Annotated in this window: 23 protein-coding genes; 17 read left to right on the plus strand and 6 right to left on the minus strand. The window is 71.4% G+C overall.

The features are described 5' to 3' along the window. The first annotated feature begins 224 nt into the window (after positions 1 to 224). Positions 225 to 1,112: a hypothetical protein gene (locus BLT82_RS00535; RefSeq protein ID WP_093651754.1), complete on the plus strand. Its 888-nt coding sequence runs from the start codon at positions 225 to 227 to the stop codon at positions 1,110 to 1,112. Between the two features lie 16 nt (positions 1,113 to 1,128). Here BLT82_RS00535 and BLT82_RS00540 read toward each other — a convergent pair whose 3' ends face one another. Together BLT82_RS00540 and BLT82_RS00545 are read right to left on the minus strand one after the other, a co-directional pair. After that, positions 1,129 to 2,460 (minus strand): D-arabinono-1,4-lactone oxidase, encoded by a 1,332-nt coding sequence (locus BLT82_RS00540; protein ID WP_093651755.1) that lies wholly within the window; start codon positions 2,458 to 2,460, stop codon positions 1,129 to 1,131. Next, positions 2,417 to 3,661 carry an MFS transporter gene (locus BLT82_RS00545; RefSeq protein WP_093651756.1) on the minus strand — a complete coding sequence of 415 codons (1,245 nt, stop codon included), beginning with the start codon at positions 3,659 to 3,661 and terminating at the stop codon, positions 2,417 to 2,419. Before BLT82_RS00545 ends, BLT82_RS00540 begins: the two co-directional genes overlap by 44 nt. A 107-nt stretch (positions 3,662 to 3,768) precedes the next feature. On the opposite strand from BLT82_RS00545, the gene BLT82_RS00550 reads away from it, so the two are divergent. Together BLT82_RS00550 and BLT82_RS00555 are read left to right on the plus strand one after the other, a co-directional pair. Beyond that, positions 3,769 to 4,911 (plus strand): ferrochelatase, encoded by a 1,143-nt coding sequence (locus tag BLT82_RS00550; protein ID WP_093651757.1) that lies wholly within the window; start codon positions 3,769 to 3,771, stop codon positions 4,909 to 4,911. A 113-nt stretch (positions 4,912 to 5,024) separates the two neighbouring features. Then, positions 5,025 to 5,825 (plus strand): inositol monophosphatase family protein, encoded by an 801-nt coding sequence (locus tag BLT82_RS00555; RefSeq protein WP_093651758.1) that lies wholly within the window; start codon positions 5,025 to 5,027, stop codon positions 5,823 to 5,825. Between the two features lie 86 nt (positions 5,826 to 5,911). Here BLT82_RS00555 and BLT82_RS36995 read toward each other — a convergent pair whose 3' ends face one another. Further along, on the minus strand, positions 5,912 to 6,085 hold the full coding sequence (locus BLT82_RS36995; RefSeq protein WP_167745926.1) for a hypothetical protein: 174 nt from the start codon (positions 6,083 to 6,085) through the stop codon (positions 5,912 to 5,914). A 372-nt stretch (positions 6,086 to 6,457) separates the two neighbouring features. On the opposite strand from BLT82_RS36995, the gene BLT82_RS00560 reads away from it, so the two are divergent. The 4 genes from BLT82_RS00560 (at position 6,458) to BLT82_RS00575 (ending at position 10,058) form a co-directional block, all read left to right on the plus strand. Then, positions 6,458 to 7,111, plus strand: a complete 654-nt coding sequence (locus tag BLT82_RS00560) for a response regulator transcription factor (RefSeq protein WP_093651759.1) — start codon at positions 6,458 to 6,460, stop codon at positions 7,109 to 7,111. 2 nt (positions 7,112 to 7,113) lie between these two features. Continuing rightward, the gene (locus tag BLT82_RS00565; RefSeq protein WP_093651760.1) at positions 7,114 to 8,358 is read left to right on the plus strand and encodes a sensor histidine kinase; all 1,245 of its coding nucleotides are present in this window, start codon (positions 7,114 to 7,116) and stop codon (positions 8,356 to 8,358) included. A 421-nt stretch (positions 8,359 to 8,779) separates the two neighbouring features. Then, positions 8,780 to 9,076, plus strand: a complete 297-nt coding sequence (locus BLT82_RS00570) for a DUF4193 domain-containing protein (RefSeq protein WP_017946571.1) — start codon at positions 8,780 to 8,782, stop codon at positions 9,074 to 9,076. 13 nt (positions 9,077 to 9,089) lie between these two features. Then, complete coding sequence (locus BLT82_RS00575) at positions 9,090 to 10,058, plus strand: hypothetical protein (RefSeq protein ID WP_093651761.1); 969 nt, start codon at positions 9,090 to 9,092, stop codon at positions 10,056 to 10,058. A gap of 229 nt (positions 10,059 to 10,287) precedes the next feature. On the opposite strand, the gene BLT82_RS00580 is transcribed toward BLT82_RS00575, so the two are convergent. After that, positions 10,288 to 10,770 carry a DUF3093 domain-containing protein gene (locus tag BLT82_RS00580; protein ID WP_093651762.1) on the minus strand — a complete coding sequence of 161 codons (483 nt, stop codon included), beginning with the start codon at positions 10,768 to 10,770 and terminating at the stop codon, positions 10,288 to 10,290. Positions 10,771 to 10,828: 58 nt separating this feature from the next. Between BLT82_RS00580 and BLT82_RS00585 the strand changes: the two genes are divergently transcribed. The 8 genes from BLT82_RS00585 to BLT82_RS00620 all read left to right on the plus strand — a co-directional run bounded on the left by BLT82_RS00585 (position 10,829) and on the right by BLT82_RS00620 (position 18,357). Beyond that, positions 10,829 to 11,404, plus strand: a complete 576-nt coding sequence (locus tag BLT82_RS00585; protein WP_093651763.1) for a PaaI family thioesterase — start codon at positions 10,829 to 10,831, stop codon at positions 11,402 to 11,404. After that, positions 11,404 to 11,925, plus strand: a complete 522-nt coding sequence (gene dut, locus BLT82_RS00590) for a dUTP diphosphatase (protein WP_093651764.1) — start codon at positions 11,404 to 11,406, stop codon at positions 11,923 to 11,925. Before BLT82_RS00585 ends, dut begins: the two co-directional genes overlap by 1 nt. A gap of 1 nt (position 11,926) precedes the next feature. After that, complete coding sequence (locus BLT82_RS00595; protein WP_093651765.1) at positions 11,927 to 12,703, plus strand: DUF3710 domain-containing protein; 777 nt, start codon at positions 11,927 to 11,929, stop codon at positions 12,701 to 12,703. Positions 12,704 to 12,894: 191 nt separating this feature from the next. Further along, positions 12,895 to 13,596, plus strand: a complete 702-nt coding sequence (locus BLT82_RS00600) for an ABC transporter ATP-binding protein (protein ID WP_093651766.1) — start codon at positions 12,895 to 12,897, stop codon at positions 13,594 to 13,596. A gap of 187 nt (positions 13,597 to 13,783) precedes the next feature. Then, positions 13,784 to 16,327, plus strand: coding sequence for a sensor histidine kinase (locus BLT82_RS00605; RefSeq protein ID WP_093651767.1), 2,544 nt, complete (start codon positions 13,784 to 13,786; stop codon positions 16,325 to 16,327). 50 nt (positions 16,328 to 16,377) lie between these two features. Continuing rightward, a complete protein-coding gene (locus BLT82_RS00610) occupies positions 16,378 to 17,064 on the plus strand; it encodes a response regulator (RefSeq protein WP_093651768.1) in 687 nt (228 codons plus the stop codon). Between the two features lie 138 nt (positions 17,065 to 17,202). After that, complete coding sequence (locus BLT82_RS00615; RefSeq protein WP_093651769.1) at positions 17,203 to 17,610, plus strand: OB-fold nucleic acid binding domain-containing protein; 408 nt, start codon at positions 17,203 to 17,205, stop codon at positions 17,608 to 17,610. Between the two features lie 3 nt (positions 17,611 to 17,613). Continuing rightward, positions 17,614 to 18,357, plus strand: a complete 744-nt coding sequence (locus BLT82_RS00620; protein ID WP_093651770.1) for a DUF3159 domain-containing protein — start codon at positions 17,614 to 17,616, stop codon at positions 18,355 to 18,357. A gap of 127 nt (positions 18,358 to 18,484) precedes the next feature. On the opposite strand, the gene BLT82_RS00625 is transcribed toward BLT82_RS00620, so the two are convergent. Both BLT82_RS00625 and BLT82_RS00630 read right to left on the minus strand, forming a co-directional pair. Next, positions 18,485 to 19,168: a potassium channel family protein gene (locus tag BLT82_RS00625; protein WP_093651771.1), complete on the minus strand. Its 684-nt coding sequence runs from the start codon at positions 19,166 to 19,168 to the stop codon at positions 18,485 to 18,487. After that, positions 19,168 to 19,836, minus strand: a complete 669-nt coding sequence (locus tag BLT82_RS00630) for a potassium channel family protein (protein WP_093651772.1) — start codon at positions 19,834 to 19,836, stop codon at positions 19,168 to 19,170. The genes BLT82_RS00625 and BLT82_RS00630 overlap by 1 nt, the downstream gene beginning before the upstream one ends. Before the next feature lie 294 nt (positions 19,837 to 20,130). On the opposite strand from BLT82_RS00630, the gene BLT82_RS00635 reads away from it, so the two are divergent. Both BLT82_RS00635 and BLT82_RS00640 read left to right on the plus strand, forming a co-directional pair. Beyond that, positions 20,131 to 22,179: an APC family permease gene (locus tag BLT82_RS00635; RefSeq protein WP_093651773.1), complete on the plus strand. Its 2,049-nt coding sequence runs from the start codon at positions 20,131 to 20,133 to the stop codon at positions 22,177 to 22,179. Between the two features lie 155 nt (positions 22,180 to 22,334). Then, positions 22,335 to 23,663, plus strand: coding sequence for a class I SAM-dependent RNA methyltransferase (locus BLT82_RS00640; RefSeq protein WP_093651774.1), 1,329 nt, complete (start codon positions 22,335 to 22,337; stop codon positions 23,661 to 23,663). Positions 23,664 to 24,554 lie beyond the last annotated feature (891 nt).

The following is a 24,554-nucleotide window of genomic DNA, read 5'->3' on the forward strand; positions in this document are numbered from 1 at the left end:
CCCTGTTCCCGGGGCCGTGCACCCGTGAGAGAGACCGGACCCAGGGCTCGTCACAGTACTCCATTCGGGCCATCGGGGTGGACCGGCGCGCCGCCGAAGTTGCCGCGGAGGCCGCAAGTTCCGTTCCCCTACCCCGGATTGAGGGGTGGCAAGCTTCACACAATCCGCAGAATCGGAACTATTCGATTCGCCCATATGTCCCTTCCTGGTGCACGGTGGGACAGATGGGTAAGCAGAGGCCGGAGATGCATCACAAGAGGGACGACGGAACGGCGGAGCAGAAGGAGCGGCGCCTCGACCTGAGCGTTCCGCAGGTCGCGGGCAGCGCCCTCGCGGCGGTCGCGGCGGCGGTACTCGCCTCCCGACTCGGCGTCTACGGAACGATTCTGGGCGCCGGACTGGTGGGCGTGGTGGCCACCTGCGGCGGCTCGCTCTTCCAGCACCTGTTCAGGCGAACCGGCGAACAGATTCGCGATGTCACCCAGCAGGCTCGCCCCAACGGCCCCAGGCTGTCCGCCGGTTCCCCGGAACCGGAGCCCCCCGCGTCCGGAGGACCTCCCGGATGCGGGGAGTTCGGCGAGGCGACGACCCGCGGGACCCGCGTCCGCGGCCGGAAGCGGTCCGCGCTCGCGGCCGCCGTCGTCTTCGTGGTCGCGATGCTCGGCATCACCGGGTACGAGCTCGCTTCCGGCCAGGACCTGGCCGGCGGGCGGGGCACCACCGTCGGCACGGCCGTGCGTGGCGGCGGTGGCGATCCGGCCGGCAGTGGCGCCCCTGCACCGCCGGGTCCCCGGCACGACGGGAACGGCGAGGGGCACCCGGGTGGCGACCGGGGCACCGGTTCCGGGACGGACGGCGGCTCCTCGGGCGGCCGCGACGGCGACGGCACCGCGGGCGACCGGCGACCCGGCTCCGGCTCCGATCCGGGCTCCCACCCCGGTTCGGGTACGGGTCCCGGGGCGGACGGCGGCGACGGGGACCGGCCGGCCCCCGGATCCTCCGAGTCCACTGGCGAGGAGAGCCCGGCGGCGCCGCAGGACCCGACCCCCTCCGCTCCCTCCGTGCCGGCGCCGTCCTCGTCCACGGGAGCGACCGCGCCGGACAGCCCGTAGGCCCCGGCGTGCAGCCCTAGGCGCCGAGTACCCGCCGCAGGTGGTCGTTGCCGAACACACGGTCGGGATCGAGCCGGTCGCGCAGCGCCAGGAACTCGCCGAAGCGCGGATAGACGCTCTCGAAGTACTCCGCGTCCCGCGTGTGGATCTTGCCCCAGTGCGGCCGGCCGCCGTGCTCGGTCATGATCCGCTCGACCGCCGTGAAGTACGAGCGGTACGGCGTGCCCTTGTACATGTGAACGGCGATGTACGCGCTTTCGCGCCCGGACGCGGTGGACAGCGTGATGTCGTCGGCCGGCGCCGTCCGCACCTCCACGGGGAAGCTGATCCGCAGCGGCGAACGGTCGATCATGGCCTTCAGTTCACGCAGCGCCGTGACCGCGGCCTCCCGCGGAAGCGCGTATTCCATCTCGACGAAGCGCACCCGGCGGGGACTTGTGAAGACCTTGTAGGGAATGTCCGTGTAGGTACGGGCCGACAGCGCGCGGCTGGAGACCTTCGCGATCGCAGGAATCGTGGCCGGTATTGCACGTCCGAGTGAATTGACCACCTGGAACAGCCCGTTGGAGAGGAGCTCGTCCTCTATCCATCCGCTCACCGCCCCGGGCGGGGCGACGGGACCGGCGCTGCGGTTGTTGCGCTTGGTGTTGCAGTTGCCCGTGTGGGGGAACCAGTAGAACTCGAAGTGCTCGTTCTCGGCGTGCAGCTCGTCGAACTCCGATGTCACCCGGTCGAAGGACATCGGCTCCTCGCGCGCCGTCAGCAGGAACAGCGGCTCCACCGCGAAGGTGATCGCGCTGATCACGCCCAGTGCGCCGAGCCCGATCCTGGCCGCGGCGAAGATCTCGCGCTCCTCGTCCGTCCCCTTCTCGGAGCAGGTCACCACCGAACCGTCGGCCGTGATCAGCTCCAGGCCCCGGATCTGCGCGGCGATCGAGGCCGAGTCACGGCCGGTGCCGTGCGTCCCGGTGCTCGTGGCGCCGGCGACCGTCTGCTCCATGATGTCGCCCATGTTCGTGAGCGACAGGTCCTCACGGGCGAGCGCGGCGTTGAGCCGCTTCAGCGGGGTCCCGGCCTCGACCGTCACCGTCATCGCCTTACGGTCGATCTCCCGGATGCCCGTGAGGAGATCGGGCCGGATCAGCAGCCCGTCCGTCGCCGCGATCGCGGTGAACGAATGGCCGGCGCCGACCGTCTTGACGCGCAGACCGTCCTCCGCGGCGCCCCGTACCGCCTCGGCGAGTTCCCCCGCCGAGGCCGGAGCGACCTCCCGCACCGGACGGGCGGCCACCGTGCCCGCCCAGTTACGCCACGCGTTCCTCGTCGTGGTCCTGGATGTGCTCGTCATCCCGCCCCTCCCGCGTCGGCACCGGCCTGCGCAGCCGGCGGTACCCCAGGAACGCGACCACGACCGCGAGCGCTCCCGCCACCGCGGGCACCGCGTACGCGGCACCGGCCCCGTACTCGTCCACCACCCATCCCGAGGCGGACAAGCCGAGCGAGACGCCGACCGCGAGCCCGGTACCGGTCCAGGTCATGCCCTCGGTCAGCTTGGTGCGCGGTACGTGCGCTTCGACGAGGGCCATGGTCGTCACCATGGTGGGCGCGATGGCCAGGCCCGCGACAAAGAGCGCCACGGCCAGGACCACCAAGTTCCCGGCCAGTTGGAGGGGGATCATACTCACGGCCATCGCGCACACGCCCAGTACCCATCTGCGGGCCGGCTCACCCTTCAGGTGCAGCAGTCCGAAGACCGCTCCGGCCAGGCACGAGCCCAGCGCGTACACCGCCAGGACCAGGCTGGCCGCCGCCTTGCTGCCCTGCTCCTCGGCGAAGGCCACCGTCACCACGTCGATCGAGCCGAAGATGGCGCCCGTCGCGACGAAGGTCACGACCAGCACCCGCAGGCCGGGGGAGCGCAGCGCCGAACCGCCGCTGTCGGACGTGCGCGGGTGCGGCGCGGGCTCGGTGGCGCGCTGCGCGGTCAGCCACAGGACGCCGATCACCAGGAAGACGGTGGCCAGCAGCGGCCCCGCCTCGGGGAACCAGACCGTGGACAGGCCGATCGAGACGATCGGGCCGACGATGAAACACACCTCGTCGACGATCGACTCGAACGCGTACGCGGTGTGGAGTACGCGCGGCGAGCCGTGGTAGATCGCCGCCCAGCGCGCCCGGGTCATCGCGCCGACCGCCGGAATGCAGCCGGCGCAGGCGGTGAAGGCGAACAGCATCCAGTTCGGCGCCCCTTGCTGGGCGCAGACGAGCAGTCCCGCCACCGCCGCGACCGAGATGAGCAGGGCGGGGCGCAGCACCCTGGCCTGTCCGTGCCGGTCGACCAGCCGCGAGACCTGGGGGCCGAGCACGGCCGCCGAGAGCGCCAGGGTCGCGGAGAGCCAGCCCGCGAGGCTGTAGCGCCCCGTCAGCTGGGACACCATGGCCACGATGCCGACGCCCATCATGGACAGCGGCATGCGCCCGAAGAAGCCTGCGGCGGAGAACGCCAGGGTGCCGGGGGCCGCGAATATGGCGCGGTAGGGACTGGGCAAGGCGGCGCTCCGTAAGGAATGTGAATGGCTCGCACAGCTTACTGGTGAGGCAACCCTTACTCCAACGCGGTTTTCCCGCCGTCCGAGGCTGGTGGGAGGATCGCAACATGGCAGAACAGCACGATCCCGCCCCGCGCGACCCCGCTCCCTACGACGCCCTGCTGCTGCTCTCCTTCGGCGGCCCCGAGGGACCGGACGACGTGGTCCCGTTCCTGGAGAACGTGACGCGTGGCCGCGGCATCCCCAAGGAGCGCCTGAAGGAAGTCGGCCGGCACTACTTCCTCTTCGGCGGGGTCAGTCCGATCAACGACCAGAACCGGGCGCTGCTGGACGCGCTCCGCAAGGACTTCGCGGGCGCCGGCCTCGAGCTGCCGGTCTACTGGGGCAACCGGAACTGGGCGCCGTATCTGACCGACACCCTCCGCGAGATGGTCCTCGACGGGCGACGCCGGGTGGCCGTGCTCGCCACCAGCGCGTACGCCTCGTACTCGGGCTGCCGGCAGTACCGGGAGAACCTCGCGGACGCGCTCGCCGCCCTGGAGGCGGAGGGGCTGCCGCTGCCGCGCGTCGACAAGCTGAGGCACTACTTCAACCACCCCGGGTTCATCGTCCCGATGGTCGAGGGGGTGCTCTCCTCGCTGGCGGACCTGCCCGAGGACGTGCGCGCCGGCGCGCACCTGGCCTTCACCACCCACTCCATCCCGGAGGCGGCGGCGGACAGTTCGGGCCCGGTCGCCGAGCACGGCGACGGCGGGGCGTACGTGAAGCAGCACCTCGACGTGGCGCGGCTGATCGTCGACGCGGTCCGGGAGGAGACCGGCATCGCCCACCCGTGGCGGCTCGTCTACCAGTCGCGCAGCGGCGCGCCGCACATCCCCTGGCTGGAGCCGGACATCTGCGACCACCTGGAGGAGCTGCACGGCGACGGGGCCCCGGCGGCCGTGATGGTGCCGATCGGCTTCGTCTCGGACCACATGGAGGTGCTGTACGACCTGGACACGGAGGCCACCGCCAAGGCTGCGGAACTGGGGCTTCCGGTGCGCCGGTCGGCGACGGTCGGGGCGGACCCGCGTTTCGCCGCCGCGGTCCGCGACCTGCTCCTGGAGCGCGCCGCGACCGAGCGGGGGAAGGTGGTGGAGCGCTGCGCGCTCGGGTCCCTCGGGCCGTCCCACGACCTGTGCCCGATCGGCTGCTGCCCGGCCCGGTCAGAGCGCCCGGCGGCGGCCGGCGCGGACAGCCCGTACGCCTGAGCGGTACGGGGACGTACGGACGGAGCGGCACGCGGACGTACGGACGGAGCGGGGAGCGGACGCGGTCCGCACGCCCCGGTACACGACACAGCCACGCACCTGGGAGCCCTTCCGTGACCGACCCTCTGCCCGACGAACTGCTGTCCCTCGCGCTGGAGGCCGCGCGCAGGGCGGGTGAGCTGCTGCGGGACGGCAGGCCCGACGACCTCGCCGTGGCCGCGACGAAGTCCAGCCCGATCGACGTCGTGACCGAGATGGACCTCGCCGCGGAGAAGCTGATCACCGACTTCCTCGCCGCCGCCCGGCCGGAGGACGGCTTCCTCGGGGAGGAAGGGGCCTCGACGGAGGGCACGAGCGGTGTCCGCTGGGTAGTGGACCCGCTCGACGGCACGGTGAACTACCTCTACGGCCTGCCGACGTGGGCCGTGTCCATCGCGGCCGAGCGGGACGGGGAGACCGTCGTCGGCGTCGTCGAGGTGCCGATGCGCGGTGAGACGTACCGGGCCGTGCGCGGCGGCGGCGCCTTCTGCGGCGACCGCCCGATCCGGTGCCGGAAGGCACCGCCGCTGGACCAGGCACTGGTCTCGACGGGCTTCAACTACGTCCAGTCAGTGCGCCGCCACCAGGCGGAAGTGGCCCGGCAGCTGATCCCGCAGCTCCGTGACATCCGGCGCGGCGGTTCCGCGGCCGTGGACCTCTGCGACGTCGCCGCAGGCCGCCTGGACGGCTACTACGAGCGGGGTCTCCATCCCTGGGACCTCGCGGCGGGCGACCTCATCGCCCGCGAGGCGGGGGCTCTCACGGGGTCCCGCCCCGGTGAGCCGCCGTCCCGGGATCTCGCCGTCGCGGCGTCGCCCGGCGTCTTCACCCCGCTCCAGCGCCTCCTCGACGACCTCGGCGCCTGGCACGACTGAGCACGCCCGCCGGCCACCACCGGCCCCGGTCCGCGCATGCGTGGGGGCCCGGCGCCGTCCCACGGCACCGGGCCCCCACGGGCCGGTCAGGCGCTGACGGCGCCGAACTTCACGCCGTGCTCCGCCGCGAGCCGGTGCAGGTCGTCCAGCTCGGCCTGCTCGACCTCCGCCAGGAAGTCGTCGCCGTCCTCGCGGGCCTGCGTGAGGTCGGTCTCCGTGGCCTTGATGCGCTGCAGAAGACCTGCGGTGAATGCGTCCATGGTCGCGCCCCCTCGTCGTGGGTCGGTGGCGGGTGGTGGTGGATCACGCGCACCCTCTGGGGGACAGAGAGACGGGGTGTGGCATGCCACATACATGGCGTGATCGCGGGGTGTGCAGTCGTCCTCCCCAAGGCCACCCTCAGGGAAACCTCAACTCCACCGGGATTCGCGTGAATTCCCGGGGCGCTCCCGGTGCCGCGGCGGTGGCCCTTCACCGTCTTACGGCCGGTTTACGCGCGTAAGGGGCAGGATGGAGACACAACGAACCACCATTCGACCACCGACCTGCCCAGGTCACGCCCGACGTGCCCAGGTCACCATCGACCTGCCCGCGTCACGGACCGGGCAGTCAACAGAGGAAGGACCAGCCTCGTGCGCGTACTCGTCGTCGAGGACGAGCAGCTGCTCGCCGATGCGGTGGCCACCGGACTGCGCCGGGAGGCCATGGCGGTCGACGTCGTGTACGACGGCGCCGCCGCACTGGAACGCATCGGGGTCAACGACTACGACGTCGTCGTCCTCGACCGCGACCTCCCCTTCGTCCACGGCGACGACGTCTGCCGCAAGATCGTCGAACTCGGCATGCCCACCCGCGTCCTGATGCTGACCGCCTCCGGCGACGTCAGCGACCGCGTGGAGGGGCTGGAGCTCGGGGCGGACGACTACCTGCCCAAGCCGTTCGCGTTCACCGAGCTCACCGCGCGGGTGCGCGCCCTGGGCCGGCGCACCACGGTGCCGCTGCCTCCCGTCCTGGAGCGTGCCGGCATCAAGCTCGACCCCAACCGCCGCGAGGTGTTCCGCGAGGGCCGGGAGGTCCAGCTCGCCCCCAAGGAGTTCGCCGTGCTGGAGGTCCTCATGCGCAGCGAGGGCGCGGTCGTCTCCGCCGAACAGCTGCTCGAGAAGGCCTGGGACGAGAACACGGACCCGTTCACCAACGTCGTCCGGGTCACCGTCATGACCCTGCGCCGCAAGCTCGGCGAGCCCCCGGTGATCGTCACCGTCCCCGGCTCCGGCTACCGGATCTGACCGTGGCGACGGCACCCGCGCCCCCCACGGCGCCCCCCAAGCCCACCTGGGACCCGAGAGAGCCCGTCGGACCGCTGCTGCGCCCCACCATCCGGATAAGGCTCACCCTGCTGTACGGCGGGATGTTCCTGATCGCGGGCATCCTGCTGTTGTCGATCATCTATCTCCTGACGGCGCAGGCGCTGCACGACGGCATCCGGCAGTCCGTCGAGGTCGGCGCCGCACCGGGCGCGAACGTCACGATCACCAGCCCCACGTGCCCCCGCATCAACGACCTGGTCGACAACCAGCAGCGGAACGAGGCGCTGAAACTGTGCATCGCCGAGCAGCGCCAGCACGCCCTCGACGAGCTCCTGACCCGCTCGCTCTTCGCGCTCCTCGGCCTCAGCGTGATCGCGTTCGCCTTCGGGTACGCCATGGCCGGCCGTGTCCTCTCCCCGCTCGGCAAGATCACCCGCACCGCCCGCCGCGTCGTGGGCACGGACCTCTCGCGGCGGATCGAGCTGGACGGCCCGGACGACGAGCTGAAGGAGCTCGCGGACACGTTCGACGAGATGCTGGAGCGGCTGGAGAGGGCCTTCAGCGCGCAGCAGCGGTTCGTCGCCAACGCCTCGCACGAACTGCGCACGCCCCTGGCGATCAACCGGACCCTGCTGGAGGTGCACCTCTCCGATCCCGGCGCCCCCCCGGAGCTCCAGCAGCTCGGGAAGACCCTGCTCGCGACCAACGAACGCAGCGAGCAACTCGTGGAGGGCCTGCTGCTGCTCGCCCGCAGCGAGAACCAGATCGTCGAGCGCAAGCCCGTCGACCTGGCCGAAGTCGCCGGCCGCGCCGTCGACCAGACGAGGGCGGAGGCCGAGGCCAAGGGCATCGGGATCCGCGGGGAGCGCGCGCCCGCGGTCGTCCAGGGCAACGGCGTCCTGCTGGAGCGGATCGCCCTGAACCTGGTGCAGAACGCGGTCCGGTACAACATCGTGGACGGCGGCTGGGTGGAGGTCACCACCGAGGTCCAGCACGGCCAGGCGGTGCTGGTGGTGACGAACACCGGCCCGGTGGTGCCCGCGTACGAGATCGACAACCTCTTCGAGCCATTCCGGCGGCTCCGTCAGGAGCGCACCGGCAGTGACAAGGGTGTCGGACTTGGCCTGTCGATCGCGCGGTCCGTCGCGATGGCCCACGGGGGCCGTATCATCGCGGAGCCGCGCGAGGGCGGAGGCCTCGTCATGCGCGTCACCCTGCCGCTCTGAGACATGCTCCCGGACTGCGGGTGACGCCGAAGAGCCGCCGAGGGAAACGCCTCTGTTCGCTTTACGCGGAATTTTCGGGACTCACACCCGGAGGTTCGCTGTGTGATCGATCACAGAGGCGAATTTCCGGCCATGTACTCTCCGTCGTCAAAGATCCTGTGGAACGCCGGGAACGTCCGGGTTTCCGGGGGCCGGAATGACGGGAAGTACACGGGGTGGCGCCCGTGAAGTGCGACATTAGGACCGTGTACGGTCCTGATCGCCATCCAAGCTGATCACTCATGAGGGGTCGGGTTGGGTGTCGATTGAGTAACAGACCTTGATGTGAGGCAAAATCTCCGCCTCAGGTCGGGCACAAGTCCGGCCTCTCACGCGTTACGTGCGCTGGAGACACCGCAAACACCCAGAGGGGGAGAGCGACATGGCTACGGATTACGACACCCCACGCAAGACCGACGACGACATCGATTCCGACAGCCTCGAAGAGCTGAAGGCGCGCCGGAACGACAAGACGACCTCCACGGTCGACGTCGACGAGTTCGAGGCCGCAGAGGGCCTGGAGCTGCCCGGAGCGGACCTCTCGAACGAGGAGCTGGCCGTCCGGGTGCTGCCCAAGCAGGCGGACGAGTTCACCTGCATGAGCTGCTTCCTGGTCCACCACCGCAGCCAGCTGGCCCGTGAGAAGAACGGCCAGCCGATCTGCCGCGACTGCGACTGAGGTCCGGTAGGCCGTGGCAGGAGACGGACCGGCGGACCGTCCGGCGAGGCGGCGCTTCCGCCGGAAGGGCTCCCCGGACGCACATCCGGGCGGTACCGGCCCGTGGGACGGCGAGAAGCCGTCGGACGGGCCGGACGATGCTGCCCGCCTGCCCTCTCCCGGTGCACGTGACGACGAGCGAGGCCGGCCGGCCTCGCTCGAGGCCGCACCTCGGCCGGAGTCCCCGACCAGGGCCCGGCGCCTGGACGCCGTCAGGCAGGGAGTGCGCAGGAGCGGGGCGGCCGCCAGGACCGGCGTGCGCAAGAGCGGCGAGGCCGCGAAGGTCGCGCTGGGCTTCGTCGCCGACCGGCTCATCGAGTACTCGCCGCGGATCCCCGTCCGCGATCTCACCACCCTGCGGGCGCAGTTCCCGGGCCTCGGCCCGGAACAGATCGCGGACAAACTGATCGCGGGAGCGGCGAACGGCACGTCCACCGTGGGCGCCGGGATCGGCGCCGCGGCCATGATGCCGGTGCCGCCCGCACTGCCGGCCGAGCTGGCGACGGAGATCATCGGCGTCGCGGCGATCGAGCTGAAGCTCATCGCCGAGCTGCACGAGGTCTACGGCCAGCGCCCGCCCGGCAACCTCAAGGAGCGCTCCACCGCGTACCTGGCCAGCTGGTCGGAGGAGCGCGGCATCGACGTGTCCAAACCGTCGACGATCAACGCCGCCCTGGGCGGCCAGATGAAGCGCGAGCTGCGGCAGCAGATCATGAAGCGCACGGTCCGCAATCTGCCGAACCTGATGCCGTTCATGATCGGTGCCGCCGTCGGTGCCGTGATGAACCGGCGCGACACCCGGAAGCTCGCCGAGCGCATCCGCAAGGACCTGCGCGCCCGGCAGGTCCCCTGGGACGCACTGCCCCCGCAGCCCCGGCTGGAACAGCCCGGAGAGCTGCCGGACACCATCCCCGCCGAACTGCGCCGGGAACTCGACCGCTGACTCCGCATCCGGGGTCCGGCCGCGGACAGCCGCGCTACGGACACCCGCGTACGCGCCGTCCTGCACACCCGGCCCCGGACACCCGCGTACGGGCATGTGGGGCCCGCTGAGGCCCGCGGACGACGACCCGCACCAACTGCGGCCCGGCCGTCCGGTCAGGGCGCTGCCGTCCCCGTCCGGGGCGCCGTCCAAACTCCGTACCCCCGACAGGGCCGGCGGCCGTCGCGCCTCAGCGATCCCTGACGGCGTCGAGGGCGGCGATCAGGCCCTGCGGGTCCCGGGTCGACAGGTACAGGTACGGCGTCGGGTCCGCCGGGTCCGTGACCGGCACCCGCACCGCCGTCGGCACGTAGCTGCGCAGCAGCATGAAGGCGCGCGGGTCCGCCTTGTGGGAACGCCAGGCCCGTGCCTCCTCGGGCTCCAGCACCTCGGGCTCGCCGAGCGCCGGCAGGGGGATCCGGGCGTCGCCCGCCACCAGGGAGTCCGCCACCACCCGGATCCGGGCGGAGCCGTACGAGCTCACGGCGGCCGCGGCCAGCGCGCCCGCCGCGATCAGCCCGCCCAGCATCGGCACCGGACCCAGCGGCAGGAGGACCAGCCCGCCGGAGACCGCCACCAGCACGGTGATCAGCCACCAGGAGCGGGGGGCGGTGAGACGCTCGTCGTAACGGGGTGCCGCGGGGGTGCCGGACGGGGTGGCGGAGGGCTGCATGAACCCAAGCTTGGCACGGTGCGACCGGCGGGTTGCCTCGCGGGTAAGGTCTGCGCCTGTGAGCACTGCACTGACCCCTCCCGCCGACGCCGCGGCGCCGGTACGGCACCCCGACGCGCCCGCCCCCGGCGAGCTCCTCGGCGCGCACTACGAGTACTGCTTCGGCTGCGGCGGCGGGCAGCCCCACGGGCTGCACCTGGAGGCCCGGGCCGGCGAGGGCGTCAGTCTCACCGCCGAGTTCACCGTGACCGCCGCCCATCAGGGCGCTCCCGGCCTCGCCCACGGCGGCGTCCTCGCCACCGCGCTCGACGAGACGCTCGGCTCGCTCAACTGGCTGCTGCGGGTGATCGCGGTGACGGGACGGCTGGAGACCGACTTCGTCCGGCCCGTTCCCGTGGACACGGTGCTGTTCCTGGAGGCCGAGGTGACCGCGGTCGCCGGCCGCAAGATCTACTCCCGGGCCACCGGCCGGATCGGCGGCCCGGAGGGACCCGTCGCCGTCCGCGCCGAGGCCCTCTTCGTCGAAGTCAAGGTCGACCACTTCATCGACAACGGCCGCCCGGAGGAGATCCAGGCGGCCATGGCCGACCCCGACCAGGTCAGGCGCGCCCGCGCCTTCGAGGTGAACCCCTGATGCGCAATCCCGTCGACGTACTCATCCGGCGCGTGGACCCGGAGGTGCCGATCCCGCAATACGGACATCCGGGCGACGCGGGTGTCGATCTGGTGACCACCCGGGCCGCCGAGCTGGCGCCCGGGGAGCGCACCGTCCTGCCGACCGGAGTGTCCATCGCGCTCCCGGACGGGTACGCGGCATTCGTGCACCCGCGTTCGGGCCTGGCGGCCCGCTGCGGACTGGCGCTCGTGAATGCCCCGGGGACGGTGGATGCCGGGTACCGTGGGGAGATCAAGGTGATCGTGGTCAATCTGGACCCGCGCGAGAGCGTGCGGTTCGAGCGGTTCGACCGGATTGCTCAACTGGTCGTCCAGCAGGTCGAGAAGGTGCGCTTCCACGAGGTGGCGGAGCTTCCCGGCTCGGCGCGGGCCGAGGGGGGCTTCGGGTCCACCGGCGGTCATGCCGCCGTGGACGGATCGGGCGGCTCACAGGGTGGGAATCGATACGCTTCGGTCGTATCCGACCGGGAAGGACAGTGACGTGTTCGGACGTCGCAAGAAGAGCAGTCCCGCTGGGGAAACAGCGGACGTGGCGGGCGAGGCCGAGCAGGTCGTCGACGAGCTCGACACGGACGACGCGGCGGAGCAGGACGAGCCCCGTCGGGTGAACCTTCCGCCGGCGCCGAGGCCGGACGGCCCCTGGGACGTCTCCGAGGTCTCCCGGCCCGAGGAGGGCCGCGTGGACCTGGGAGGCCTGTACGTGCCCGGGGTCGAGGGCATGGAGCTGCGCGTGGAGGTCGCGGGCGACGCGATCGTGGCGGCCACGATCGTGCTGCGGGACAGCGCGATCCAGCTGCAGGGGTTCGCCGCGCCCAAGAAGGAGGGCATCTGGGGCGAGGTCCGGGAGGAGATCGCCTCCGGCATCACCCGGCAGGGCGGCATCATCGACGAGGTCGAGGGCCCTCTGGGCTGGGAGCTGCGGGCCCAGGTCCCTGTCCAGCTGCCCGACGGCACGGGCGGCGTGCAGCTGGTGCGCTTCGTCGGTGTGGACGGACCGCGCTGGTTCCTGCGCGGAGTGATCTCCGGCCAGGGCGCAGTGCAGCCGCAGGCCGCGGGCCTGCTGGAGCAGATCTTCCGGGACACGGTCGTGGTCCGCGGCGAGGGGCCCATGGCGCCCCGCGACCCGATCGTCCTGAAGCTGCCGAACGACGCGCAGATGGTGCCCGAGGGCGTCCAGCAGGAGGAGCAGGAGACGTCCCGCTTCTCCGGCGGCATGGGACAGCTGCAGCGCGGCCCGGAGATCACCGAGGTGCGCTGACGCGGACACACCCACGGCGAGCGGCCGTGGAACCGTGCGGTGGGCCGCACCCCGGGGCGGGGTGCGGCCCACCTGCCGTTCGAGCTCCTTGCCCCCAGGGCCGTTCCCGCCGATACTGATCCGTCGTTCCGGGGCCGGGGGAGCCGGGGCAGGGACCGGCGGGGCCGGTGAGGCAACGGGGAGGGAACCGCATGGCCGACAGGCTTATGGTGCGCGTCGAGGATCTGCACCGCTCGTACGGCACCGGGGCCGCCGCCGTGCACGCCCTGCGCGGGGTGTCGTTCGAGGTCCCGCGCGGTGAGCTGGTCGCGCTGAGGGGCCGGTCCGGCTCGGGCAAGACCACACTGCTCAATCTGGTCGGCGGGCTCGACAGCCCGGACCGGGGAACGATCACCGTCGACGGCACCGACCTCTCGGGACTCGGCGAGGACGGCCTGCTGGCGCTGCGGCGCGACCGTATCGGCTTCGTCTTCCAGTCCTTCGGGCTGATCCCCATCCTCACCGCCGCCGAGAACGTCGGGGTGCCGATGCGGCTGCGCGGCACCGAGCCGCGCGAGCGGGAGGAACGCGTCGAGCTGCTGCTCTCGCTGGTGGGCCTCGCCGACCAGGCCGCGCAGCGCCCGGGGGAGCTGTCCGGTGGCCAGCAGCAGCGGGTCGCCGTCGCCCGCGCCCTCGCCAACCGTCCGGCCCTGCTGATCGCCGACGAGCCCACCGGGCAGCTGGACGCCGAGACCGGCCTCGCCGTCATGGAGCTGCTGCGCGCGGTCGTGCGAAGTGAGGGCGTCACGGCCCTTGTCGCCACGCACGACGCCCAGCTGCTGGGCCTCGCCGACCGGGTGCTGGCCCTGAGCGACGGCCGGATCGCCGAGGATCGAGCCGCCGCGCGCTCCTGACCGGGGAGCCGCCACCGAGCGCCGGGGCGCTCCTGACCAGGGACCACGGCGCATCAGAATCGCGTCAATACGTCCTCTGACAGAGCAACCGGTCCGATCTGTCCGACTTCCTGGATGTAGCTTCGACAGGGCGTCCACGGCGGGCGCAGCAGCCGGTGCCCGGCTGCCCGTGAAGGACAATGAGGCCATGGCGCGGGGCAAGCTACGGATCTATCTCGGGGCCGCACCGGGCGTGGGCAAGACCTACGCGATGCTCTCCGAGGCCCACCGGCGCGTCGAGCGGGGCACGGACTGTGTGGTCGCCTTCGTCGAGCACCACGACCGGCCGCGGACCGAGGTCATGCTGCACGGCCTGGAGCAGATTCCCCGCCGCGAGCTCGAGTACCGGGGAACCGTCTTCACCGAGATGGACGTCGACGCCGTCCTGGCCCGCAGACCCGCCGTCGCGCTCGTGGACGAACTGGCGCACACCAACGTGCCCGGCTCGCGCAACAGCAAGCGCTGGCAGGACGTCGAGGACCTCCTCGCCGCCGGCATCGACGTCATATCGACGGTCAACATCCAGCACCTGGAGTCACTCGGCGACGTCGTCGAGTCGATAACCGGCGTGCGCCAGCGGGAGACCGTCCCCGACGAGGTCGTCCGCCGCGCGGACCAGATCGAACTGGTCGACATGTCGCCGCAGGCCCTGCGCCGCCGCATGGCGCACGGCAACGTCTACAAGCCCGACAAGGTCGACGCGGCACTCTCCAACTACTTCCGCCCCGGCAACCTCACCGCCCTGCGCGAGCTCGCCCTGCTGTGGGTCGCCGACCGCGTCGACGAGTACCTCCAGCAGTACCGCGGCGAGCACAACATCCGCTCCACCTGGCAGGCCCGTGAACGCATCGTCGTGGGTCTCACCGGCGGCCCCGAGGGGCGCACGCTGATCCGGCGCGCCGCTCGTCTCGCCGAGAAGGGCGCGGGCGGGGAGGTGCTGGCCGTCTACATCGCCCGCAGCGACGGGCTGACCTCCGCCTCGCCCAAGGAACTGGCACTCCAGCGCACGCTCGTCGAGGACGTCGGCGGCACCTTCCACCACGTCGTCGGCGACGACATCCCCTCGGCGCTGCTGGAGTTCGCACGCGGGGTCAACGCCACCCAGATCGTGCTCGGCTCCTCGCGCCGCAAGACGTGGCAGTACATCCTCGGCCCCGGAGTGGGCGCCACCGTGGCCCGGGAGTCGGGCGCCGACCTGGACGTCCACATCGTCACCCACGAGGAGGCCGCCAAGGGCCGCGGACTGCCGGTGGCACGCGGGGCGCGGCTCGGCCGCTCGCGGATCATCGCGGGCTGGCTGGTCGGCGTCGCCGGCCCGGTGCTGCTGGCCCTGCTGCTCACCCACATCGACGCGGACCTCGGCCTGGCCAACGACATGCTGCTGTTCCTGTCGCTGACCGTGACCGCGGCGCTGCTGGGCGGCCTGCTGCCGGCCCTGGCCTCCGCGGCCTTCGGCTCCCTGCTGCTGAACTACTTCTTCGCGCCGCCCCTGCACAGGTTCACCGTCTCCGACCCGAAGAACATCGTCGCCATCGTGGTCTTCTTCGGGGTCGCCGTCGCCGTCGCCTCGGTCGTCGACCTCGCCGCCCGCCGAACGCAGCAGGCGGCCAGGCTGCGGGCCGAGTCCGAGATCCTGTCGTTCCTCGCGGGCAGCGTGCTGCGCGGAGAGACCGCCCTCGACGCCCTGCTGGAACGGGTCCGCGAGACCTTCGGCATGGAGTCCGTCGCCCTGCTGGAACGCCTCAGCGACGTCGACCCCTGGACCTGCGCGGGCAGTGTCGGCCCCCTGCCCGCCGACCGCCCCGAGGACGCCGACGTGGACATGCCCGTGGGCGAGAACATGGCCCTGGCCCTGTCCGGCCGAGTGCTGCCCGCCGAGGACCGGCGCGTGCTCGGCGCCTTCGCCGCCCAGGCCGCCGTCGTCCTCGACCGGCAGCGCCTCGTCGACCGGGCCGAGGAGGGGCGCAAGCTCGCCGAGGGCAACCGCATCCGCACCGCGCTCCTCGCCGCCGTCAGCCACGATCTGCGCACTCCGCTCGCCGGCATCAAGGCGGCGGTCTCCTCACTGCGCTCCGACGACGTCGAGTGGTCCGAGGAGGACCGGGCCGAACTCCTCGAAGGCATCGAGGCGGGCGCCGACCGGCTGGACCAACTCGTCGGCAACCTGCTCGACATGTCGCGGCTCCAGACCGGCACCGTCACGGCGCTCATCCGGGACATCGACCTCGACGAGGTCGTCCCCATGGCCCTCGTCGGCGTCCCGGATGGCAGCGTCGAACTGGACATCCCCGAGACCCTGCCGATGGTGCGCACGGACAAGGGCCTGCTGGAGCGTGCCGTCGCCAACATCGTCGAGAACGCGGTCAAGTACAGCCCCGACGCGACCTCCGTCGTGGTCTCCGCGAGCGCCCACGGCGGCCGGGTCGAGGTACGCGTCGTGGACCGCGGCCGCGGTGTCCCGGACGACGCCAAGGAACGCATCTTCGAACCCTTCCAGCGCTACGGCGACGCCCCGCGCGGCGCGGGAGTCGGGCTCGGCCTCGCCGTGGCCCGCGGCTTCGTCGAGGCGATGGGCGGGACACTGACCGCGGAGGACACCCCCGGCGGCGGCCTGACGATGGTCCTCACCCTGCAGGCGGCGCCCGGCGCAGCCGCGATGGGCTCCGAGGTCCCGGCCCGGGCCACCGGCTGACCCCGCACACCAACCCCGACGAGCGGACGAGAGACGGAAGGAAGGCACTCATGACCCGAGTGCTCGTGGTCGACGACGAGCCCCAGATCGTACGCGCCCTCGTGATCAACCTGAAGGCACGCAAGTACGAGGTCGACGCCGCCCCCGACGGCGCGACGGCACTGCAGCTCGCCGCGGCGCGCCACCCGGACGTCGTCGTCCTCGACCTCGGACTGCCCGACATGGACGGGGTCGAGGTGATCAAGGGCCTGCGCGGCTGGACGCGTGTGCCGATCCTGGTCCTCTCCGCCCGGCACACCTCCGACGAGAAGGTCGAGGCCCTCGACGCCGGCGCCGACGACTACGTCACCAAGCCGTTCGGCATGGACGAGCTGCTGGCCCGTCTGCGGGCCGCGGTGCGCCGTGCCGAGCCTGCGGGCGGGGACGAGGACGAGATCGTGCTCGTCGAGACCGAGGGCTTCACCGTCGACCTCGCCGCCAAGAAGGTCAACCGGGACGGCAAGGACGTCCGGCTCACCCCGACCGAGTGGCACCTCCTGGAGGTCCTCGTCCGCAACACCGGCCGGCTGGTCAGCCAGAAGCAGCTGCTCCAGGAGGTGTGGGGGCCCTCGTACGGCACGGAGACCAACTATCTGCGGGTCTACATGGCGCAGCTGCGCCGCAAGCTGGAGGCCGATCCGTCGCATCCCAGGCACTTCGTCACCGAGCCGGGCATGGGATACCGCTTCGAACGCTGACGTCGCCTTGCGGTGCGCGCGCCGCTGCCCCGACCGGCCGGGCCGTGCCCGGCTGCGGCGGCCGGGGCCACCGGTCCGGCTGATCCGTACCGCTCGGCTCTTGACGGTGCCCGTACATCGCCCCGGTACGCTTTCACCATGAGTGCTGTACCTCGATCCGGGAACGCCGAGAAGCCGGCAGGCCGCTTCCGGCGGATGCTCGACCGTCTGTCCAGCTCCCAGCAGGAACTCGAGTCCGCGGAGCTCAAGGAGGACGCGCAGGCGTCGGGTTGCACGCCCATCTGCGACTGCGGCGACCGGCAGATCGTGAAGGTGACTGGTACCTTGCGCACGGTCACCCTGCGTCCGCGGGCCGGTGTCCCGGCCCTGGAGGCGGAGCTCTTCGACGGTTCCGCGGCCCTGGACGTGGTGTGGCTGGGCCGGCGCTCCATCGTGGGCGTCGAACCGGGCCGCAAGATGATCGCCTCCGGCCGGATCTCCATGAGCCACGGCCGGCGGGTGCTGTTCAATCCCAAATACGAGCTCCGACCGCTCGGACAGGAGTAGCCGGTGACGTCCCTCGACAAGCCGAACACGCAGGAACAGGACGACGACGGTCACGGCCGGCACGCCAGGGCCGTCACCGAAGCGGCCCTGTTCGAGGCCTTCGGCGGTATCCGGGGCACGGTCGAGACGGTCCTGCCCGGACTGCTCTTCGTCACGATCTACACGATCAACAAGGACCTGCACGTCTCGGCCATCGCGGCCCTCGGGCTGTCCCTGGTCCTCGTCGCCGTCCGGCTCGTCCGCCGGGACACCGTGAAGCACGCCTTCAGCGGCGTCTTCGGCGTCGCCTTCGGCGTCGTCTTCGCCATGATGACCGGCAACGCGAAGGACTTCTATCTGCCGGGCATGCTGTACACGCTCGGCCTCGCCCTCGCGTACATCATCACCACCCTGGCGGGCGTCCCGCTGATCGGTCTCATCCTCGGACCGGTCTTCAAGGAGAACCTCTCCTGGCGCACCCGCAACCCCGGCCGCAAGAAGGCCTACGCCAAGGCCAGCTGGGCGTGGGGCCTGATCCTGCTCGCCAAGTGCGCGATCCTCTTCCCGCTCTACTGGTGGGCCGACACGACACAGCTCGGCTGGGTCCTGGTCACGCTCAAGATCCCGCCGTTCCTGCTGGCGGTCTATCTGACCTGGGTCTTCCTGGCCAAGGCTCCGCCGCCCATCGACGTCTTCGCGGAGATGGAGGAGCAGGAGCGCGCCGAGGAGGCCCGCAAGGCGGCCGCGGCCCGCGACGGCGAGGCGTAACCGCCCGGCGCGCACGGGACGCACGCCCCCGAGGTCCGGAGGCGGCGCCCGCAGCCGGAAACGCCGATCGCGGGACGGACCGGAGATCCGGTCCGTCCCGCGATCGGCGTTCGCGGCTCCTGCGGTGTCAGCTCGCGGCCGTCGGGTCCTCGCGGCGGACCGACAACAAGTCCTCCAGCTGCTCCTCACGCGCCTGGGCGGCCACGAAGAGGAGTTCGTCACCCGGCTCCAGGGTCTCCTCGTTGTGCGGGGTGAGCACCCGGGGACCCCGGATGATCGTCACCAGCGAGGTGTCCTCGGGCCAGGCCACGTCGCCGACCTGCGTGCCGGCCAGCGCCGACTCCGGCGGCAGGGTCAGCTCGACGAGGTTGGCGTCGCCGTGGCTGAAGCGCAGCAGCCGCACCAGGTCGCCGACGCTCACGGCCTCCTCGACCAGCGCCGACATCAGACGCGGCGTGGACACCGCGACATCGACGCCCCACGACTCGTTGAACAGCCACTCGTTCTTGGGGTTGTTCACCCGTGCCACCACGCGCGGCACGCCGTACTCGGTCTTCGCGAGCAGGGAGACGACCAGGTTCACCTTGTCGTCGCCCGTCGCCGCGATCACCACGTTGCAGCGCTGCAGCGCCGCCTCGTCCAGCGACGTGATCTCGCAGGCGTCGGCCAGCAGCCACTCCGCCTGCGGCACCCGCTCCACGGAGATGGCGGTGGGCGCCTTGTCGATCAGGAGCACCTCGTGCCCGTTCTCCAGCAGCTCACCCGCGATGGAACGACCCACCGCGCCGGCCCCGGCAATCGCGACCCGCATCAGTGACCGCCCTCCTCGGGACCTTGGGCGAACGCCGCCTCGACCTTCTCGATCTCGTCCGTGCGCATCATCACGTGCACCAGATCGCCTTCCTGCAGCACGGTCTGGGAGCTCGGCAGGACCGCCTCGCCCAGGCGTGTGAGGAACGCGACCCGCACGCCCGTCTCCTCCTGCAGCCGGCTGACCTTGTGGCCGATCCAGGACGCGGAGGTGTGTACCTCGGCGAGCTGCACGGCGCCGCTCGGGTCCCGCCACAGCTCCTCCGCTCCGGAGGGCAGCAGCCGTCGGAGCATCTGGTCCGCGGTCCAGCGGACCGTCGCCACCGTGGGGATGCCCAGCCGCTGGTACACCTCGGCACGCCTCGGGTCGTAGATACGGGCCGCGACGTTCTCGATCCCGAACATCTCGCGAGCGACGCGCGCGGCGATGATGTTGGAATTGTCACCGCTGCTGACCGCCGCGAAGGCGCCGGCCTCCTCGATGCCCGCCTCGCGGAGCGTGTCCTGGTCGAAGCCGACACCGGTGACGCGGCGCCCGCCGAAACCGGATCCCAGACGACGGAAGGCGGTGGGGTCCTGGTCGACGACGGCGACCGTGTGCCCCTGTTGCTCCAGGGTCTGTGCGAGCGCGGCTCCCACGCGCCCACAGCCCATGATCACGATGTGCACCTATCTACCCCGCAGTCCTGGTCATCCCGATGACCTGCGCAAACACCCTGCTCACTCTTCTCTCTCGGCTCTGCCGGGCAACGATGGGGCATCAGTGTGCGGTTGTCGCCCCAGACGAGCTTATGACGCGGCTCCCGCGTTGCCCTCATCCGCGGTCCCGATACCGCCGGTAGACCCGATGACGTAGCACTCCGTGCCAGGTGCGTGGCCGCAGCGTGGCCGCCCGCGGGCGATTTCGTGGCGGAGGGCCCCACGGGTGGGCGTCGTCAAGAGGAACCCCTTACGATCCTCTCCGTGTCCAAACTGACCGACCTGCCCAAACGGATCCTGATCGGCCGGGCGCTGCGGAGCGACAGGCTGGGCGAGACGCTGCTGCCGAAGCGCATCGCACTCCCCGTCTTCGCCTCCGACCCGCTGTCCTCGGTGGCGTACGCACCCGGGGAGGTGCTTCTCGTCCTCTCGATCGCGGGTGTGTCGGCCTACCAGTACAGCCCGTGGATCGCGGCAGCCGTCGTGGTCCTGATGTTCACCGTCGTCGCCTCGTACCGGCAGAACGTGCACGCGTACCCGAGCGGCGGCGGCGACTACGAGGTGGCGAACACCAACCTCGGTCCCAGGGCCGGACTCACCGTCGCCAGCGCCCTCCTCGTCGACTACGTCCTCACCGTGGCCGTGTCGATCTCCTCCGGCGTGGAGAACCTCGGCTCGGCGGTGCACTTCGTGATCGAGCACAAGGTGCTCAGCGCCGTCGTCATAATCCTGCTGCTGACGCTGATGAACCTGCGTGGGGTGAAGGAGTCCGGCAAGCTCTTCGCGATCCCCACGTACGTCTTCGTCTTCGCCGTCTTCACCATGATCGCGTGGGGCGCCTTCAAGGGCTTCGTCCTCGACGACGCGATGCGCGCCCCGACCGCCGACCTCGAGATCAAACCGGAGCAGCAGGGCCTGGCCGGCTTCGCCATGGTCTTCCTGCTGCTGCGGGCCTTCTCCTCCGGCTGTGCCGCGCTCACCGGCGTCGAGGCCATCAGCAACGGAGTCCCCGCCTTCCGCAAGCCCAAGAGCCGGAACGCCGCCACGACGCTGCTGCTCATGGGTGTGCTCGCGGTCACCATGTTCTGCGGCATCATCGGCCTGGCCATGGCCAGCGACGTGCGGATGGCCGAGAACCCCGCGCACGACCTCATCCGCAACGGGCAGCCGGTCGGCCCCGGATACGTCCAGGACCCGGTGATCTCGCAGGTGGCGGCCGCCGTCTTCGGTGAGCACTCGTTCTTCTTCGTGCTCCTCGCCGCGGCCACGGCCCTCGTCCTCTTCCTGGCGGCGAACACCGCGTACAACGGCTTCCCGCTGCTCGGCTCGATCCTCGCCCAGGACCGGTACCTGCCGCGCCAACTGCACACCCGCGGCGACCGGCTCGCCTTCTCCAACGGCATCGTGCTGCTCGCCGGCGCGGCCATGCTGCTGGTCTGGATCTACGACGCCGACTCCACGAAACTGATCCAGCTCTACATCGTGGGAGTCTTCGTCTCCTTCACCCTCAGCCAGACCGGCATGGTCCGGCACTGGAACCGCCATCTGCGGACGGAGCGGGACCCGGCCGTACGGCGCCACATGATCCGCTCACGGGCGATCAACGCCTTCGGCGCGTTCTTCACCGGCCTCGTTCTGGTCGTCGTCCTCGTCACCAAGTTCACGCACGGCGCCTGGGTGGCGCTCCTGGGCATGGTGATCTTCTACGGGACGATGTCGGCGATCCGCCGCCACTACGACCGGGTTTCGGACGAGATCGCCGCACCCGACGAGCCCTCCGACGACAGCGTGCGGCCCTCCCGGGTCCACTCCATCGTGCTGGTGTCCAAGGTTCACCGGCCGACCCTGCGGGCTCTCGCCTACGCCAAGCTCATGCGCTCCGACAAGCTGGAGGCGCTCAGCATCGACGTCGACCCGGCGGAGACCAAGGCGCTCAAGGCGGAGTGGGACCGGCGGGGCATCAACATCCCGCTGAAGATCCTCCACTCGCCCTACCGCGAGATCACCCGGCCGATCGTCGAGTACGTGAGAAGCCTGCGTCGCGAGAGCCCGCGCGACGCCGTCAGCGTGATCATCCCCGAGTACGTGGTCGGCCACTGGTGGGAGCACCTGCTGCACAACCAGAGCGCCCTGCGCCTCAAGGGCCGGCTGCTGTTCACCCCGGGCGTCATGGTCACCTCGGTCCCCTACCAGCTCCAGTCCTCCGAACTCGCCAAGAAGCGGGCCAGGAAGCGCCAGGAGTGGAACGCACCCGGCTCGGTGCGCCGCGGACCTGTGAACGAGCAGACCAAGGAGCCCAGCGGCAGGAGCTGACGCGGCGGGAGCGCGCCCGGGGCACGGTCCTCGGCACCCTCCCGCCCACGTAGACTGGGAGGCTGTCGTCCGCGGACGACAGCCTTCTCCGCTGTCTCCGCCTCTCCCTTCACTGGTATTCCCCCCGCCTCTCCCATCCCTGGAGTCACCCCGCCATGCCGAACGCTTCCGATGCCTCGCTCGTCGGGGAGGAGTACGAGGTCGAGGTCGGCCCCGTCGCGCACGGCGGTCACTGCATCGCCCGCACCGACGCCGGGCGGGTCCTCTTCGTCCGGCACGCGCTGCCCGGCGAGAAGGTCGTCGCCCGGGTCACCGAGGGCGAGGAGGGCTCCCGCTATCTGCGCGCCGACGCCGTGCGCGTCCTCGAAGCGTCCAAGGACCGCATCGAGGCGCCGTGCCCGTACGCCGGGCCCGGACGGTGCGGCGGCTGCGACTGGCAGCACGCAAAGCCGGGTGCGCAGCGGCGCTTCAAGGGCGAGGTCGTCGCGGAGCAGCTGAAGCGTCTCGCGGGCCTCACCCCGGAGGAAGCCGGCTGGGACGGCACCGTCATGCCGGCGGAGGGCGACAAGCTTCCCGCGGGCGAGGTCCCGGCCTGGCGGACGCGGGTGCAGTACGCCGTCGACGAGGAGGGCCGCGCCGGGCTGCGCAGGCACCGCTCCCACGAGGTGGAACCGGTCGAGCACTGCATGATCGCCGCGCCCGAAGTCTCCGAACTCGGCATCGAGCAGCGGAACTGGGAGGGGATGGCCTCGATCGAGGCGATCGCCGCGACGGGCTCCCAGGACCGCCAGGTGATCCTCACTCCGCGGCCCGGCGCGCGACTGCCGATCGTGGAACTCGACAAGCCGGTCTCGGTCCTGCGCGTCCACGAACGCGACGGCAGCGTCCACCGCGTCCACGGCCGCCCCTTCGTCCGCGAGCGTGCCGACGACCGCACCTACCGCGTCGGCATGGGCGGCTTCTGGCAGGTCCACCCGAAGGCGGCCCAGACGCTCGTCGGGGCCGTGATGCAGGGCCTGCTGCCGCGCAAGGGCGACACCGCGCTCGATCTCTACTGCGGTGTGGGCCTGTTCGCGGGCGCGATCGCCCAACGCGTCGGGGAGAAGGGCGCGGTGCTCGGGATCGAGTCCGGCAAGCGCGCGGTGGAGGACGCCCGCCACAACCTCCAGGACCTGCCGCGCGTCCGCATCGAACACGGCAAGGTCGAGTCCGTCCTGCCCCGTACCGGCATCACCGAGGCCGACCTCGTCGTCCTCGACCCGCCCCGCGCGGGCGCCGGCCGCTCCACGGTCGAGTACGTCTCGGGCCTCGGCGCCCGCCGCATCGCCTACGTCGCGTGCGACCCGGCGGCCCTGGCGCGGGACCTGGCGTACTTCCGAGAGCACGGCTACCGGCCGCGGACACTGCGGGCGTTCGACCTGTTCCCGATGACGCACCACGTGGAGTGCGTGGCGATTCTGGAGCCTGCCGCGAAGGGTCTCTGACTGCGGTTTTCCTGGGCACTTCAGGTGGGGCCGGAGGTGCTCGATCAGTTTCCCGAAGCGAAGCGGGTCGAGCGAACAGCCTCACCGCTCCAAGTCGCAGACCTGCGGTTCCGTGTCCACCCGGCAGCGAGGGCGCCCTCTCGGACCGGGAGGATATGGGTCGGCGGCTTCTCCCGTGTCCGCATCCATTCGGTGGCCGGTTGCCATGCGCAGGCGCGAAGTTGGCGCCGCCCCCTCCTGTAGTCGACGAGCCCTGGCTTCAGCCTGTCTGGATGCACCGACGGACTCGGCCTCGCCGCCAGCTGCCTCGTCACCCACCTCGACCAGGCCACCCCACCGGTAAGGTCACAGCCAGACGTCTCCCTGCCGTGCCTGGCCACCCCGTCGTACCTGGTACACCACGGACATCCGGCCCAGGCGGTGGTCGTACAAGCGATGCCGCCTCAGACGTTTCCCCGGCCAGCGGCACCCAGAGCCGAAGGGCCCTGCGACCTCGGACCAACGGGCCCTCACCGCCGGTGCCGCACGGCCTGCCACCAGGGACTGTTGCCGTCCGGGTTCAGTCGGCCGCGAGTGACAGGGTTCAAGTGCTCCCCGGGCGTCACGCAGACGCCGGGGAGCACGTCATGTGCCCTGCCTCCGCGGCACTTCGCAACCGACCTTACGGGGTCCCAAGTCTTTTCACGTTGACTCCGAGACGGGCCGTCCACAGCGGCGATGACAGTACTTCGTGACATGGAATCCTCCGGGCAAGGGGGCGTTTCCGTCGGGAAGTGGCCGCCGGCGAGGCGAAGGCCGGGCCCCGCTGCCGGGGCGCCGCACTTGCCGGCGGCGAACAGGTCGGCTTCCCGCGGCGGCCGGCAGCGGGGAGCTCGGGACGGGGCGGAGGGG

The organism is Streptomyces wuyuanensis (assembly GCF_900103455.1).
Taxonomy (GTDB): Bacteria; Actinomycetota; Actinomycetes; order Streptomycetales; family Streptomycetaceae; genus Streptomyces; species Streptomyces wuyuanensis.

What these genes read in the sequence shown, in the direction of transcription:
- BLT82_RS00615 (WP_093651769.1), top strand. Translation starts at nt 17,203, where the DNA reads ATGAGTGCTGTACCTCGATCCGGGAACGCCGAGAAGCCGGCAGGCCGC.
- BLT82_RS00605 (WP_093651767.1), top strand. Translation starts at nt 13,784, where the DNA reads ATGGCGCGGGGCAAGCTACGGATCTATCTCGGGGCCGCACCGGGCGTG.
- BLT82_RS00550 (WP_093651757.1), top strand. Translation starts at nt 3,769, where the DNA reads ATGGCAGAACAGCACGATCCCGCCCCGCGCGACCCCGCTCCCTACGAC.
- BLT82_RS36995 (WP_167745926.1), bottom strand. Translation starts at nt 6,085, where the DNA reads ATGGACGCATTCACCGCAGGTCTTCTGCAGCGCATCAAGGCCACGGAG.
- BLT82_RS00610 (WP_093651768.1), top strand. Translation starts at nt 16,378, where the DNA reads ATGACCCGAGTGCTCGTGGTCGACGACGAGCCCCAGATCGTACGCGCC.
- BLT82_RS00540 (WP_093651755.1), bottom strand. Translation starts at nt 2,460, where the DNA reads ATGACGAGCACATCCAGGACCACGACGAGGAACGCGTGGCGTAACTGG.
- BLT82_RS00580 (WP_093651762.1), bottom strand. Translation starts at nt 10,770, where the DNA reads ATGCAGCCCTCCGCCACCCCGTCCGGCACCCCCGCGGCACCCCGTTAC.
- BLT82_RS00535 (WP_093651754.1), top strand. Translation starts at nt 225, where the DNA reads ATGGGTAAGCAGAGGCCGGAGATGCATCACAAGAGGGACGACGGAACG.
- BLT82_RS00570 (WP_017946571.1), top strand. Translation starts at nt 8,780, where the DNA reads ATGGCTACGGATTACGACACCCCACGCAAGACCGACGACGACATCGAT.
- BLT82_RS00640 (WP_093651774.1), top strand. Translation starts at nt 22,335, where the DNA reads ATGCCGAACGCTTCCGATGCCTCGCTCGTCGGGGAGGAGTACGAGGTC.
- dut (WP_093651764.1), top strand. Translation starts at nt 11,404, where the DNA reads ATGCGCAATCCCGTCGACGTACTCATCCGGCGCGTGGACCCGGAGGTG.
- BLT82_RS00625 (WP_093651771.1), bottom strand. Translation starts at nt 19,168, where the DNA reads ATGCGGGTCGCGATTGCCGGGGCCGGCGCGGTGGGTCGTTCCATCGCG.
- BLT82_RS00600 (WP_093651766.1), top strand. Translation starts at nt 12,895, where the DNA reads ATGGCCGACAGGCTTATGGTGCGCGTCGAGGATCTGCACCGCTCGTAC.